Origin of the sequence: Brenneria izbisi (assembly GCF_025840185.1) — a bacterium.
Taxonomy (GTDB): domain Bacteria; phylum Pseudomonadota; class Gammaproteobacteria; order Enterobacterales; family Enterobacteriaceae; genus Brenneria; species Brenneria izbisi.
In genome coordinates this window covers 1-14,030 of the sequence record NZ_JAMPJU010000016.1, presented here as the reverse complement: position 1 = coordinate 14,030, position 14,030 = coordinate 1, and the positions used below count along the sequence as shown (strand labels likewise).

Here is a 14,030-nt window from a genome sequence, read left to right as displayed (position 1 = left end):
GCGTACTCGCATAAAGAGATTACATATTGAACGAGCCCCTGGATTCAAATAACCGAATAGAGAATAGCGAAACGACTTACAATCAGGTGATAACATCAGAGTGGCAAGAACTGCTGGCTAACACCTCATCTGACGCTTTTAATCTGCTGCAAAAACTGGCTGAGGAAAAATCCGCCAGCCTCGCGGGGGCCTTCTATTCTTACATGCTGCAAGATAAAGAAGCGGCTTTCTTTCTCTCTCGTCAGCAAGTCTACGACCGCCTTTACGGTTCAATGCGTAATTGGATCGCCAGCATTCTGTCCAACACCGGAGAACATCTGCCCACACTCGTTGAACATCAGAAAAAAATCGGGCAAATCCATGCACGGATTGGCATTCCTGTCGAATTGGTCGCGCGAGGAGCGCGGCGTTTAAAATGGAAACTGTCCCAAGACATATTGCCAGAAGAGGGTAACAATCCATCCTGTTTTGAAGCCATGCGTTTTGTTTCAATATCGATAGATATTGCAATCGAGATCATGAGCAGAACCTATTCTCTGTCATACGGTCGGGCGGCTAAAAATGAAGAGTCCTACCGATTGTTTTCTATTCTGGAAAATGCGGGCATGGAGAGAGAGCGCCAAAATGCCGCATTGCTAAATTGGGAAAATGCGTTCATTTTCAGCGTTGCCACGGGCGTCCCTTTGACCAACATTTCCGAGCTAAGCGGATCGGAGTTTGGTTTATGGTTCAACCATAAAGGAAAATCCAGTTTCAGCAATGCGCAGGGGATCAGAGTCATTGGCGAGTTGATTGTTGAAACCGATCACTATATTAGTCATTTCAGCAAAGCCCGTCCGCTATCGCCAGGCGACTACTCGCCTTTACTAAAAACGGTGAGAAGTAAAATCTATAAAATCAAAACGTTGCTTGGATCATTATTTGACGATATACAGAAACTGGAAAGCGGCAAGGATACGCTGACATTATTATTGAATCGCCGTTTTCTACCAACAATTCTGCGACATGAAACCTCACTGGCAATGCACTCAAATTCAGCGCTGACGGTTGCGATGCTTGATATTGACCACTTCAAGGTAATCAATGACACCTATGGCCATACCATCGGCGATAGCGTATTGAAAAGCATCGCAGAAATTCTGTACGGAAATACCAGAAACAGTGATTATATCTTTCGCTACGGGGGGGAGGAATTCATGGTGGTATTGGTAGAAACACCAAAAGCGATGGCTTACGCGCTGATCGACAGGCTTAGGAAAAAAATTCAGGATCACAAAATCCATCTGCAAAGTGGCGAAACCATAACAACCACAATCAGCGCAGGCATTGCAGTCTACAATGGGCATCCTGATTATGAGTACCTGATTAAATCCGCCGATGACGCACTTTATAAAGCTAAAGCCAGTGGTCGAAACCGGATTGAGTGCGCATCAGAATGATAGTTTGCTGAAAAACCAGTTCCCTCTCAAATGGCCGCGTCCGCGGCCTGGTTCAAATTTGCTCAAACTCACACCAGAAATACGCGGCGGCTATCAGTTTTATTCACCCACAAGCCAAAACTTCTGGTACACATACCAACACATAAGCATGATCATTAATAACACAGCATGCTTAAAATCCTATATAGTCTCATACGGTGTTTAATTAACTCAATGGAGGGACAATCATTGCAGCGGCAACCCGTTTCATCATCAAGGATTCGTTCGATTGGCTATGACTCAAAGGCTCGTACCCTTGAAATAGAATTTCATAATAAAGAAATCTATCAATATATTGGTGTTTCTGAGCGCATTTATGGGAAGTTCATTTCTGAAGCAGTGGTATCAAAAGGCCGTTTCTTCGATGGCGTAATAAAAAACAAATTTTTATGTCGCCGAATCAGCTAACCACCCGCAGCCATAATATTTATTCATCAACACGCCCGGTCCTCGCTTAACCTTGTCTATCGGCGTCTCAAGACATTGCACAACGGGCTTGTTCCATTCAGTTTAAATCAATGGCGGCGAATAAGTATGGAAAGAGAAGCTATCTATTTCGCGAATTAATACACCAGATTTACGAATAGGTTGTATGTATCATGACATTTCCCGCTACATTGCCTTCTCAATGTGATCGGGCAACAGAATTGTCAGTTCGAGATATTGTGCAATCCAATCCACCGACTGTTGCCACTGGTCGAACGGTACATCCATGTCGATCCTCCATGTATTCGGGCAGTGATGATCCGCCAGTAGCAAAACCACCCTGACCAGAAAGCCATAGGGATGACCATATGTCAGGCATCGTGCGTGATTTAAAGCCTGGCGTAAACGGCACAGCAAAAATGCATCACCCGCCTGTTGAACTGCGCGACAGCCGTTAAAGGCAATAACGCCAAGCCCGATTAAACTGTCGTCATAACGTAGCGGCGTATTCCCTGCCATTTCGCAAATCGTCAGTTGACACTATCCTGCATCGTCCCCGGTGTAACAGAACAACTGGCATTAATCTGCTGGCATGGCCTGATTAACGGAGATGGCGCGAATGACATTCTCTGTCCGGCAGGGAAAGCGGCAAGATGGTATCGATGACTTCATTCAGCACTGGAGGAAGCATCACCCTATTCTGTTTTCACAAATTGAGGATTATGTGTTCTTTGTCTATTTCAGTAGCTGGTCCGCTGGTAATCCCCCCATTTTTAACGGATGCCATAAGTAGAGTTATGCAGCACGTAACACATGCTGTTTGGGGGTATATCCGCCCAACGCCATATTCGGCCTTTCATGATTATAAAACCACTGCCATTTTGTTGCGTACCGTTGTAATTCGTCCAGTGAAGAAAATATATATTGCCCCAGCCAGTCATAACGCACTGTCCGGTTATAACGCTCGATATAGGCATTTTGCTGCGGTTTACCCGGCTAGATAAAATTTAGTTCAATGTCGTTGTTTTTAGCCCATTGCATCAACTCGCTACTCGTATATTCCGGACCATTGTCACAACGTATTGAAACCGGTTTCCCTCGCCACTCAATCAGACGCTCCAGTGTTTGCTTTACCCGAACCGACGGTAACGAGAAGTCCACTTCTATTGCCAGTGCCTCACGGTTAAAATCATCAATGATGTTCAATAACCGGATTGAGCGGCCATCTGCTAGCTGGTCATGCATAAAGTCCATCGACCCGCTTTCATTGCTTTGTTCCGGTACCTTCGACGGCGCCGGCTCTTCCCGTTTCAATCTTTTTTTCGGCTTAATGCGTATATTTAACGAAAGCTCACAGTAAATCCGGTATACCCTTTTAGGGTTCCAGCCGAAGCCCTTTACATTGCGGCGGTACAGATAGCACAGGCCAAAACCCCAGTTTCGCTGACTATCGGTAATGCGCAATAACCAGTCGGCAATTTGCTGATTTTCCTCATCAAATTTTGGCACATAGCGGTAACAACTTTCACTGACCGAAAATATCTGACAGGCAAAACGAATACTGATGTGCCTGTTTTCCACTGCCGCTTTTGCCATCTGCCGACGCTGAGATGGCTTTACCACTTTTTTTGCATGGCTTCCTGAATGATTTCAGCCTTAAGCCGTTCTTCCGCATACATCTTTTTGAGGCGGCGGTTCTCATCTTCCAGTTCTTTCAGGCGAGTCATAAGGGACGCATCCATTCCGCCGAATTTAGCCCGCCACTTATAAAAACTGGCGCTGCTGATGCCATGCTCGCGGCACAGTTCAGGCACAGGCGTTCCTGCTTCGGCCTGTTTGAGGATGGCGATGATCTGACTGTCGGTAAAGCGTGATTTTTTCATAGCGAATCTCCTGCGTTCAGATTACGAGAAAATTCTACTTATGAACACTCCGCTTTTTCGGGGGGATTACCTGTTCAGGACGTTGTCTGAAGTACGCGTACTAGCAGAAGACTGGCGCACAGAATATAACGAGGTACGCCCGCATAGCTCACTGGAGGATATGCGACCTGTAGTGGTCAACAAAAACTGGCCACGGCTTTAGCGTTTTCCCAGAACAATCGTTCTGATTCATTCGGCGTCAAACCACCGTTGTATTGATGAGGTCTGAGCTGGCTGTAATATCCTGTTATGTAATTCGTTATCGCTGTGCTGGCCTCGCTAAAATTAGCATATCCATTATCCGGCACCCACTCTGTTTTCTGGCTTCTGAAAAACCGTTCCATTGGACTGTTGACGCTCCTATGTCAACGGCCGAAGTTGGACTCGCCCCAAATCAGTTAAAATAAGCGGATAAAGCTCTCGAACGATGTAGCGTTTAAGGCAACGTAAAATCTCTTTTGTCGACAGTCCTTCCCCTGTTCGACGCTGCACATAGACTTTGGTGCGCGGAGCGCTTCTCATGCGTACCAAGGCGATTGTCCACAGCGCATTATTCGCCTCACGTGAACCACCGCGATTCAGGCGATGCCTGATGGTTTTACCTGAGGATGCCGGCAACGGATTTACACCGCAAAGTGACGCAAGTGCAGCTTCGTTTTTTAACCGCTCAGGATTATCACTTGCTACCGCCAGCAAGATGGCCGCGGTTTGGGGACCAACCCCAAACTGTCTTCGTAAACTTCCGGCATATTCACGAGTTAAATTATCTAATAACTCATCCAGTTGCGAGAGTTCTTCCGCAAGTGATATCCATCGTTTAGCTAGACTTTGAAGTGTGCAACTAAGAGCCAGGAGTAGTGGAGATCTTTTAGCAGATTCATAACTCATACATGCAGTAACGCATTCGTGTGGTTTTGATTTCCACAGCCTGTCACGTATATCTTGAGGGGCGCTTACCAATAGTGCGCGCAGCTGATTGATTGCCTGAGTTTTCGCCTTAACAGCACTACGGCGTGCAACACTGATGATCCGCAACGCTTCGCAGGCACCGGATTGCAATTTGGGAACGGCTTTGGCACGCCCGGAAAGGACTGTTCTGGCGGCATTCGCTGCATCAAGAGGATCAGATTTTCCCTCCAGACGGCGTTTAGAACGGTCAGGCCGATTGATTTCAAGGACGTCGAGCCCTTTTTTAATGAGAAAGCGGGTCAGTCCTGCGCCATAAGTGCCGGTTCCTTCTATTCCTGCACGCTCCACCGAGCCAAAAGAGAGTACCCAGTCGAACAGTTCCTCATAGCCGGCCTTGTTAGTCTGTATAACTTTCGTTCCGAGCAACTTTCCGTCGTAGCTGAGAACCGCATCAACGTGAATATCCAGATGCGTATCGACACCTAAAATTACAGAGTCATTGAATGAAGGATGATTTTTCATGGCTTACCCCTGTCAGCATGGAATAGCCATCCCCATTGCAGGACAGGACACTCAAGTTGCAGCACAAGGCTCCTATCAGGTCACAAACTCTGGGCCCGGCTATGCACGGGAAATACCTGAATCGGACGACAGGTCAACACAAAGGCAGTTCAGCCAATCCCAGCACGGGTCAGTCCGATCCGGTATTCAGGAGTATAGTAAACTGAGTATCCCAACAATTTCCCCGACGACTCAGGCTTTGCTTTCTCTGATATCTCCACAGTAACTGCCTGAAATTCCTGCTGGTATAGTGGCTACCTTGATCCGAGTGATACAGCAAGTTAGCTGGTTTCCCTCGCGTTTCCCAGGCCATGGACAGCGCTTTCCCTGTCAGTGCAGAGTCCGGGAAAAATGACATCGCCCAGCCAACCGGTTTACGGGAAAACAGATCAAGCACGACAGCTAAATAAGCCCAACGTTTACCTGTCCAGATATACGTGACGTCTCCGCACCACACCTGATTGGGCTCTGTTACAGCAAACTGGCGTTCCAGGTAGTTGGGGAGCTCAACATGTTCCTTAGACGCCTTCTTATATCGATCGCCGGGTTGCTGACAGCTGATGAGATTGAGCTCTTTCATCAACTTTGTTGCCCGCCAGCGGCTCAGTTTTACGCCTTTCGTGGTGACCATGGCAGTGATATGACGTGCGCCTGCAGAACCATTACTCTCGCGATAACTTTCACGAACAAGGCTGAGTAATTCCACCCTTGTAGCATCAGGTTTCTTTGGCTGCCGCCAGTATTTATAACTACTACGATGAACCCCAAACACATTGCACATGACGGCAACAGGAAACCGCGCCCTGAGTTTCTCAACTCATGAGAACTGTTCAGGGAATCTGGCATCAAGAGCGCGGTAGCCTTTTTTAATATATCTCTTTCCATTTCAACGCGTTGCAGTCTCTTTTTCAGTTTGCGTATTTCAATTTGCTCAGGTGTCATCGGCGATGCTGTAGGTGATTTTCCCGCTCGCTCTTCTTTCAACGGCCGGACCCACTTATCCATCGTGGATTTACCGACATTCATTGCCGTGGCAGCAGCGGCGACGGTGTAGTTCTGATCAAGAACAAGCTGGGCAGCTTCAAGGCGAAACTCGGGGCTAAAATTACGGCTGTTACGTCCGGTATAATGTCACCTGTTTTTGACTATGAGGCAATGATATCACCGCTATACAGGTGGCCAAATTCAGTGTGCCACTACATACTGAGCGAAAGCAAGCGACTGAAGCTGTATGAGTTCAGCCATGCTCTGAGGCAGTTAATACAGTCTTGCCTCGAACCCGGTGTAACAGAGCTACTGACATTAATCTGCTGGTATAACCTGCTTGATGGGAGCAGCCTGGATGATCTGCCTCAACTGACGAATAAACCCTCCTCCGGCATCGACGATTACATTCATCACTGGAAGAAGAACCACCCGATTGTGTTTACGCATATTGAGGATTATGTGTTCTTTTCCTGTTTCAGTAACTGGTTGGCTTACCGTTAGTTCTACTTGGCGTCTATTACAGGCAACATTCAAAATCACGTTCAATCGTTATAACCGATCAATATAATAAAATTGATCTGTATAAACGATCACAAAAATCATTTCAATTAGCCGATAATAGCTTTTATCAAAATACCGTCTTACCGTTCGCTGTTAAAAAGCGGATGGGATCCTGTCAGCAATACGGCAACAGATAAAATAAAAAAATAGCGTTAAGCGACACGGAATGTCGCGCGATGACCGGAATATAGCGTTGAAGACATTATTTATCGCTATACAAAGGAATCCCGTATGAAAGAACTTATCTATTTCTCAATTGGTCTGGTTGTTGGCGCAGTAATAATAAAAAACCGCTATGCCACCGATGAATTGAAAAAGGAATTGGAGCGCGAACGCGCCCGTAGCGACTACGCAGACGCGGTTAAAGCGTAAACACACAGTAAATATTATCAGGCCGATTGAGAGGGACACGATGTCCGATCCCAAAGACAGATTATTCAGACACTTGACGCTTCTTCGCCTGATCCCTCGTGAGCCGAAAAGCATCTCTACTCTCGAATTACTGGAAAAGATTAAAGAACAACAGTTTGAAGTCGACTTACGTACGTTACAGCGGGATCTTGTCGGCATCAGCCTGTATTTCCCGCTGCTGTGTGACGAAAACCGACGTCCTTATCATTGGAGTTTTCTCAAGGATACGCCGCAGTTCGATTTACCGACACTGGATACGCCTACCGCGCTGGCTTTCGTCTTTGCGGAGAACTATCTGGAAAAACTGTTGCCACCCAGTGTGTTATCGCGGCTGAAGCCCCATTTTTCCATGGCTCAGCAGCGGTTACAGGGGATGACACATAACAATCTGGCGCTGTGGGCAGAGCGCGTGCGTGCATTACCTAATGGCAAAACGCTGCATCCCGCCGACGTGAATGCAGAGGTTTGGGAGCAGGTGTCCACCGTACTGATGGAGCAGCGCCAGCTACAGATTGTTTATCTCAGCCGCAGCAAAGGCGAGTCCAAACGTTTACGCATCCACCCTGCCGGATTGGTGGCACGACACTCCGTAAGTTACCTGATTGGCACCGTCGATGGTTATAACGATTTACGCCATTTTGCCTTGCATCGCATCCAGCAGGCCACGTTGCTGGAAGAGCCTGCCAGCCAGCAGGACGGTTTTGATATAGACCGTTACATCAAGTCCGGTGCGTTCTCCTCGCGACAGCGTGAACAAGAGGTGGAGTTGGTTGCCGATATCCATCCGCAAACCGCCTGGCTGTTACGAGAAACGCCACTTAGCCACCAGCAAAGCCTGGAGCCAGTGCCGGACAGCGACTGGTATCGACTTCACGCCCGCGTCCCGCAGGATCAAGAAACACTGTGGTGGATCTTTGGACTGAACGACAACATCCGGGTGTATGAACCCGATGTGTGGGCGCAGGAGATTAAGAAAAGGGTAGAGAGGCTGAGGCAAATGTATAAAGAACAGGCATGCGGTGCATGAACAAAAGAGTCAGTAAACCCATCTACTTCGGAGGTTGTTATGAACAACAGTGATAGCGACACGCCATCTTCCTTCAGGGACGATGACAGTCATCATCGCAACGACGAAATACAGCAGGATAATTTTCGCACCGCAACCGCACTGGCGAGTGACGAAGTGGTGCAGCGCTTTGGCAGCGCCAGCGCCGAGTATCTGAAAGGGTATCGCGGCATCGATAATGAGACCGGTCAACGGTTTGCTAAAGGTCTGGCTGATGTGGCGAAACACAAAGTCCATCCCGATTATGCCGCACAAAATATCAAACAACAGGCAGGCTTCTCCGCAGAGATCGCAGCAACCAGCCGCGACAATACTGAAGCCATTATTCATCGTCATTCCGTGCGTACAGTACGCAGCGACGATCTGCCGGAATATGGCAAAAATCATAACGTTGTGGATCGCGTACAGCTACTCGACGGCACGATTATTGACGGCTCACAAAGACAGATGAAATTTGTCGGTAACCGCAATAAACTCTTCAGCAAAATTGCAGAAGAAGACGGAAAATTCGCACGTTATCGTGGCGTCAAACTTGAGCTACCGTCAGAACAATTTGAAGGTGCAGAGATATTTTGCCGTCAGAAATCCCAGGAGCTTTGCGATCAGGCCAATGAAGTTGAAGCACGCGGTAAGCAGGATGTTGCTGCAAAACTCCGCCGCGAAGCCGATAACTACGACCAGCTTGCCGACAATGTATCTGACAGCGGCCTGACCACCGAACAAGCTATTTATTACCGTCAACACCCTAAACTGGCTACTGCAATGGATATTGCACGCACCTGCCACCGGGCCGGTATCGAAGGTGCCAAATATGGTGCAGCGATTGGGGTAGCCATCTCGTTATTAACCAACGCATTCAACGTGGCGCAACGCGATAAATCGTTGGGTGATGCCGTGCAGGCTGTGGCCAGCGATACCACCAAGGCGGCGGCACTGGGCTACAGCACCGCCTTTGCGGGCTCAGCCCTTAAAGCCAGCCTGCAACAATCCGAAAAACAAACATTACGCGCCCTTGCAGGCACCAGCGTCCCGGCACTGGCCGTCAATATTTGCTTGTCTCTCGGTATTTCCGTCAAACGCTACGTCAACGACGAAATCAGCGAAGTTGAATTCCTCAACGAAGTCGGGGAAAAAGGGGCAGGCATGCTTTCCAGCGGCATGATGGCCGCGCTTGGACAACTCGCCATTCCTATTCCTGTTGTCGGTGCGGCTATCGGCGGGATGATTGGCTACACGCTTTCTTCCCTGTTCTACCAAAGCGCGTTGGACGCAGCGCGGGGAGTCGCGCTTTCACGAGAAAGATTACAACATATCCGTGCCATCCAAACCGTTGCTCGTGCCCGTATAGCGGAAGAACAAGCCATGCTGGATGAGTTTACCCACCGGGAAATGCCGCAATTACACCGAGAGACAGAACATCTGTTTAAAGCCGTCGCAACTGGCGCTCATGACATTGATAGCCTGACGCTTGCCATTAATGACTATGCCACGCTGTTAGGTAAACAACTGCAATTTCATACGATATCGGAGTTCGAGGCATTTATGGACTCAGACCGCCCTTTGACGCTGTAAGAGAAAAATCAGGATACATATGCTCATTAAATTATTGCCGGATAGTGAAAAAACGCTTCTCCTTGATCTCGCCACACTGTTGGCGCTTTCTGATAAGCCGTTGCTGTGGGACGGTAAAACCACGGATGAGTTGAGAACCGATTACAATCTTAATGCTCTGTCTATTCAGCTCGGGGCGTTGGAAAAAGAATTGTTGTCCGAACTGGAACAATCCATCAAAACATTCGAATTACCGATAATGGGGGCGCCTACTGCGTTAATCGAAAGCAAGCTCACCGAAAAGCTGAAAAATTTTCCGCTGCTTAAAATAGACGCGGTGGAAACCCGAGTGCAAGCCGCCAGCGCGGTTTTAAAAACATTGCTTAAAGATAAACGATCTGACGATCCCAGTATTCCGAAAATCATTCTTCTGCAACTTATTTTGATCGCACTGCGCGATGGCCATATTTCCAATATTGAATGGTTATTGCTTAAGGAAATCCAACTGCACTATCAACTACAGGATTTTATCTTTAAAGACCTGTTGGAGCGTGCCGAAGCACTGAATAGTGAAATAAGTAAAACCCTTGCCCTCGTTCTTGAATAAAGGAGATAGATTATGCCCATTCCAATTATTGTTGGTACCGTAGCCGCAGCGGCGGGTTTATACGGTGTCGCTAAAGGTGCCATCGGTGTTAAAGATCACCTGAATGCTAAAAATATTAACGGCAGCGCCCAAACTATAGTGGACGAGACCAACCAGAACGTTAATAGCCACCGCCAATCTACCAACCACGCCATCGAAGATTATGGTCAGCGCAAATTGCGAGCATTTAATGGCGCGATTAGCGACTTTATCGAAACCTTTGGCCGCTTAAAGAATGTCAATCTGGTCGAAAGTCCGGAATTGGAAAAGCTGAATGCCGGTGATTTTTCAACCACAACGCTGACAGCCTTGCAGCAGGACTATCAGATGCTCAAAGATGCCGGTCTGGGTCTTGGTGCCGGTATGGGCAGCGGTGCAGCGCTCGCTTTCGGTGCCTACAACGGCACAATGCTGCTGGCAACGGCCAGCACCGGCACCGCCATATCCTCTCTTTCAGGTGCCGCAGCAACCAATGCGACCCTGGCATGGCTAGGCGGCGGCACGCTGGCCACGGGTGGTTACGGTATGGCGGGCGGCATGATGGTGCTGGGTGGAATTGTCGCCGGTCCGGCGCTGGCAATTTTCGGCCATATTCTGGGGAATAAAGCTGAAGAAGCGTTAAACAACGCATACAGCAATATGGAGCAAGCAAGAACCATTAACGCTCAGGGTATAGTGATAGTGGAAAAACTCCAGGCCATTGAGCAAGTCACGACGCTGGCAAACAAAACGTTCAGCCTAGCCAGTGGCCGCCTGCGCGGTGCCGTGCGTCAGATGAAAGAAGCCATTGCCATTCACGGAGAAGATTTCCCCTTATTTCCTCAGGAAAGTAAGGAGGCCGTTTTCCTCTCAGTCAAATATGCCCAGCTAGTTAAGGCCATGATTGATACGCCTATCCTCGATCAGGACGGTAATCTGGTGCTCTCTACAGAAAAACGTGTTTTGGATATTTCAGCCGTTGCCAGCGGAAAAAAATCGACTCTGGATACACCGGCAGCCTAATACTCACAAAAGGCTCGCGGTAATAAGCGAGCCTGACCGGTGAAATGATGACGCACTGTAACGAGAACGCCTTTCCCTGCACGCAGTGCGGGCTGTGCTGCCAGCGCGTTAATCTGGCACAGGAAACCCGTTATCTCGATCGGGGAGACGGGACTTGCCGACATTATGACCCAGAGAGTAAAGGATGCCGTATTTACCACCAACGCCCGGCGATTTGCCGAGTGGATTTACAATATCAACTCAACTATATCCACCTTTATTCATGGGAAGAATTTGTGGCGTTAAATTTGTCAGTTTGCAGGCAATTAAATAATGAAAAAGGCTAATCCTTGATAAATACACACTGAATATCATTATGACGATACTTTCAGATAAAACGACACAGAATGTCGCGTGAAGGTTGAAATATAGATTATTCAAGATATCACAACCAAAAAATATAAAAGATCACATGTACACAATAGCAATTCGCCATACCGTTCTGGTCGACGGTAAGAAAGTAACCCAGTCGCTCTCTGAGGTGCGCCATGGTTTCGCTTAATAAAAATTATTTAACGATATTGAATCAACAGGGTAAATCGGCTACCCAATTGAGCCAGGCGATTGAACGGCTTTCATCGGGTATGCGCATCAATGGCGCGAAGGATGATGCCGCCGATCAGGCTATTGCCAATCGGATGACCACCAATCTGAATGCCAACAGCGTCATCACCAACGGCATGAAAGACGGTCTCAGCCTGATGCAAACGGCCGAGAGCGGGCTAAATGCCATCAATAACCTGATACAACGCGCCAGGCAACTCGCGGTGCAGGCGGCAAACGGCACGCTGTCCGATACCGATCAGACCAGCCTGAATGGTGAATATCAGCAGATTAGGGAAGAAATCGACCTCATCGCTTCCTCGACACAAATCTTTGGTCGCTACCCGTTGGCACCCACTGAGCCGGGTCCTCAGCCGGTCAAGCTGGGCGATACCCTGCCGCTGGCTGAAAAATTTCCCGATGCCAATACCCAGTATCAATTCCCTTCAGGTGTGGTTTCGCTGGCTTACATTCCTGCTGGCGCAAAAAATATCACTATTACCATCGACTCATTAGGTGCCGATGACGATATCCAGCTCTTTACACGGGACGGTAAACACCTTGCCGGTACGCCCGCAGAAGGCACAGATGCCGATATCGTCTGGTCAAAAAATGGCGTAACGGATGAAAGCGCCATGAATACCAACGTGATTACGCAAAATAACGGTTTTTTATCTAGCGCTACCTACTCGGCAGATTCACTGCTTCAAGCCGGGGAATACAATATAAACACAGGGGCGCAGACCACTTATCAGGGCATGACCATCACCTACAGTGGTGATGGTGACCGCTTTGAAGATGCCAACACCGGGGGATTTAACGATGGGAATGTGGGCGCAGCAAACTGGCTGGAAAAAATTCACATTGATGAGGTGACGGAAGATCTGATTGTCATTGTGGTTGGCAGCGGTGTGTTTACTAGCAACGCAAGCTGGGATGAACTTCCCACACCGACAGAGCCAGCCCCGCCGTTGCCGCCCTCAGTGCCGATCAGCAAAGAAACGACGTTTGTCGTCGGGGCGAATTTTGGTGATGAATTGCAAACGGTCACCATCAGCCCAACGCCCGCAGACAGCCAGTCATTGGGGCTTTCCGCTGTCACGCTGGGTACACCTGAACAGGCCTGTGCGGCATTAGCTACGTTCGATGATGCGCTGAAAAAACTGGACGGTTACCGCAGTGGATACGGCAGCCAGATGAACCGATTTGAATCCATCACTACCGTACTGTCACAGGAGAAGGTTGCCACCGCTACCGCCCGCTCACGCATATTGGATGCGGATTACGCCATTGAGGTTTCCGCAATGACAAAATCCCAGATCCTACAGCAGGCATCGATGGCCGTCTTGTCCCAAGCCAATCAGCAGTCAGGAAACGTATTAAAGCTGTTACAGGGATGATGCGCCGTCAGGAGTACCACTTTGCTATTTTTCTACTGAATCACTATCGTCATGAGCATTGAAATATTCAGCCGCTGCCCTTTCACCAAGGCAGCGTTTACCTGTCTGGGAAATAGGGATAGCGGTAATGTACCCATCACTGTTGTTGATATTGAACACGGTATCGACATGGCGCTATTAACCCACATCATTACCACTGAACACTGGACATTCATCATTATTCTCAACAACCGCAAACATGCACCGGTGATGGTGGCTAAAAAGGTATTGCTGTTATCAAAGCACGCACCGATGAGCACGATTAAAAAAGTGATCTCTGCCCTGTCATCATTCAGGGAAATAAAAGGCAAGACGATATCGTTATCACCGAATGAGAAGATATTCTTCGGCTATTGGCTGGACGGAATAGCAATAAAAACCATCGCAAAAAAGATGGTAATAACGCATAAAACGAGCCTGTCCGTAATTCTGTGTAACTGCCATCGTATTAAAGGTGAGCGCTCAGGCGGTCACCGAACTCAATAATAA

The 14,030-nt window shown here is 48.3% G+C and carries 13 protein-coding genes and 4 pseudogenes; 12 read left to right on the top strand and 5 right to left on the bottom strand.

Annotation, left to right across the window (positions count from 1 at the left end; all coding sequences use genetic code 11):
* Positions 1-86: 86 nt before the first annotated feature.
* The gene (locus tag NC856_RS16015) at positions 87-1,439 is read left to right on the top strand and encodes a diguanylate cyclase (RefSeq protein ID WP_264091495.1); all 1,353 of its coding nucleotides are present in this window, start codon (positions 87-89) and stop codon (positions 1,437-1,439) included.
* 228 nt (positions 1,440-1,667) lie between these two features.
* A complete protein-coding gene (locus NC856_RS16010; RefSeq protein ID WP_264091451.1) occupies positions 1,668-1,886 on the top strand; it encodes a KTSC domain-containing protein in 219 nt (72 codons plus the stop codon).
* Positions 1,887-2,090: 204 nt separating this feature from the next.
* On the opposite strand, the gene NC856_RS16005 is transcribed toward NC856_RS16010, so the two are convergent.
* Together NC856_RS16005 and NC856_RS16000 are read right to left on the bottom strand one after the other, a co-directional pair.
* On the bottom strand, positions 2,091-2,423 hold the full coding sequence (locus NC856_RS16005) for a hypothetical protein (protein ID WP_264091450.1): 333 nt from the start codon (positions 2,421-2,423) through the stop codon (positions 2,091-2,093).
* A 276-nt stretch (positions 2,424-2,699) separates the two neighbouring features.
* A pseudogene (locus tag NC856_RS16000) lies at positions 2,700-3,787 on the bottom strand (IS3 family transposase).
* Between the two features lie 67 nt (positions 3,788-3,854).
* Here NC856_RS16000 and NC856_RS15995 point away from each other — a divergent pair.
* A pseudogene (locus NC856_RS15995) lies at positions 3,855-3,989 on the top strand (integrase core domain-containing protein); the annotation flags it as partial.
* Here NC856_RS15995 and NC856_RS15990 read toward each other — a convergent pair.
* The 3 genes and pseudogenes from NC856_RS15990 to NC856_RS15980 all read right to left on the bottom strand — a co-directional run.
* Positions 3,964-4,179: pseudogene (locus tag NC856_RS15990) on the bottom strand (IS3 family transposase); the annotation flags it as partial. The pseudogenes NC856_RS15995 and NC856_RS15990 sit on opposite strands and share 26 nt — an antisense overlap.
* A gap of 7 nt (positions 4,180-4,186) precedes the next feature.
* Positions 4,187-5,257 carry an IS110 family RNA-guided transposase gene (locus NC856_RS15985; protein WP_264091449.1) on the bottom strand — a complete coding sequence of 357 codons (1,071 nt, stop codon included), beginning with the start codon at positions 5,255-5,257 and terminating at the stop codon, positions 4,187-4,189.
* A 208-nt stretch (positions 5,258-5,465) separates the two neighbouring features.
* Positions 5,466-6,406 (bottom strand): annotated as a pseudogene (locus tag NC856_RS15980) (IS3 family transposase); the annotation flags it as partial.
* A gap of 78 nt (positions 6,407-6,484) precedes the next feature.
* On the opposite strand from NC856_RS15980, the gene NC856_RS15975 reads away from it, so the two are divergent.
* From NC856_RS15975 to NC856_RS15935, 9 genes are all read left to right on the top strand, one after another.
* Positions 6,485-6,784 (top strand): hypothetical protein, encoded by a 300-nt coding sequence (locus NC856_RS15975; protein ID WP_264091448.1) that lies wholly within the window; start codon positions 6,485-6,487, stop codon positions 6,782-6,784.
* A gap of 291 nt (positions 6,785-7,075) precedes the next feature.
* On the top strand, positions 7,076-7,216 hold the full coding sequence (locus NC856_RS15970; RefSeq protein WP_264091447.1) for a hypothetical protein: 141 nt from the start codon (positions 7,076-7,078) through the stop codon (positions 7,214-7,216).
* A 40-nt stretch (positions 7,217-7,256) separates the two neighbouring features.
* Positions 7,257-8,282, top strand: coding sequence for a helix-turn-helix transcriptional regulator (locus NC856_RS15965; protein ID WP_264091446.1), 1,026 nt, complete (start codon positions 7,257-7,259; stop codon positions 8,280-8,282).
* Positions 8,283-8,321: 39 nt separating this feature from the next.
* Positions 8,322-9,893 carry a hypothetical protein gene (locus NC856_RS15960; RefSeq protein WP_264091445.1) on the top strand — a complete coding sequence of 524 codons (1,572 nt, stop codon included), beginning with the start codon at positions 8,322-8,324 and terminating at the stop codon, positions 9,891-9,893.
* Positions 9,894-9,912: 19 nt separating this feature from the next.
* Positions 9,913-10,479, top strand: coding sequence for a hypothetical protein (locus tag NC856_RS15955; protein WP_264091444.1), 567 nt, complete (start codon positions 9,913-9,915; stop codon positions 10,477-10,479).
* Positions 10,480-10,491: 12 nt separating this feature from the next.
* Positions 10,492-11,520: a hypothetical protein gene (locus tag NC856_RS15950; RefSeq protein WP_264091443.1), complete on the top strand. Its 1,029-nt coding sequence runs from the start codon at positions 10,492-10,494 to the stop codon at positions 11,518-11,520.
* A gap of 44 nt (positions 11,521-11,564) precedes the next feature.
* The gene (locus NC856_RS15945) at positions 11,565-11,846 is read left to right on the top strand and encodes a YkgJ family cysteine cluster protein (protein WP_318841936.1); all 282 of its coding nucleotides are present in this window, start codon (positions 11,565-11,567) and stop codon (positions 11,844-11,846) included.
* 201 nt (positions 11,847-12,047) lie between these two features.
* The gene (locus NC856_RS15940) at positions 12,048-13,502 is read left to right on the top strand and encodes a flagellin N-terminal helical domain-containing protein (RefSeq protein WP_264091441.1); all 1,455 of its coding nucleotides are present in this window, start codon (positions 12,048-12,050) and stop codon (positions 13,500-13,502) included.
* A gap of 51 nt (positions 13,503-13,553) precedes the next feature.
* The gene (locus NC856_RS15935; protein ID WP_264091440.1) at positions 13,554-14,027 is read left to right on the top strand and encodes a transcriptional regulator; all 474 of its coding nucleotides are present in this window, start codon (positions 13,554-13,556) and stop codon (positions 14,025-14,027) included.
* The last annotated feature ends 3 nt before the right edge of the window (positions 14,028-14,030 follow it).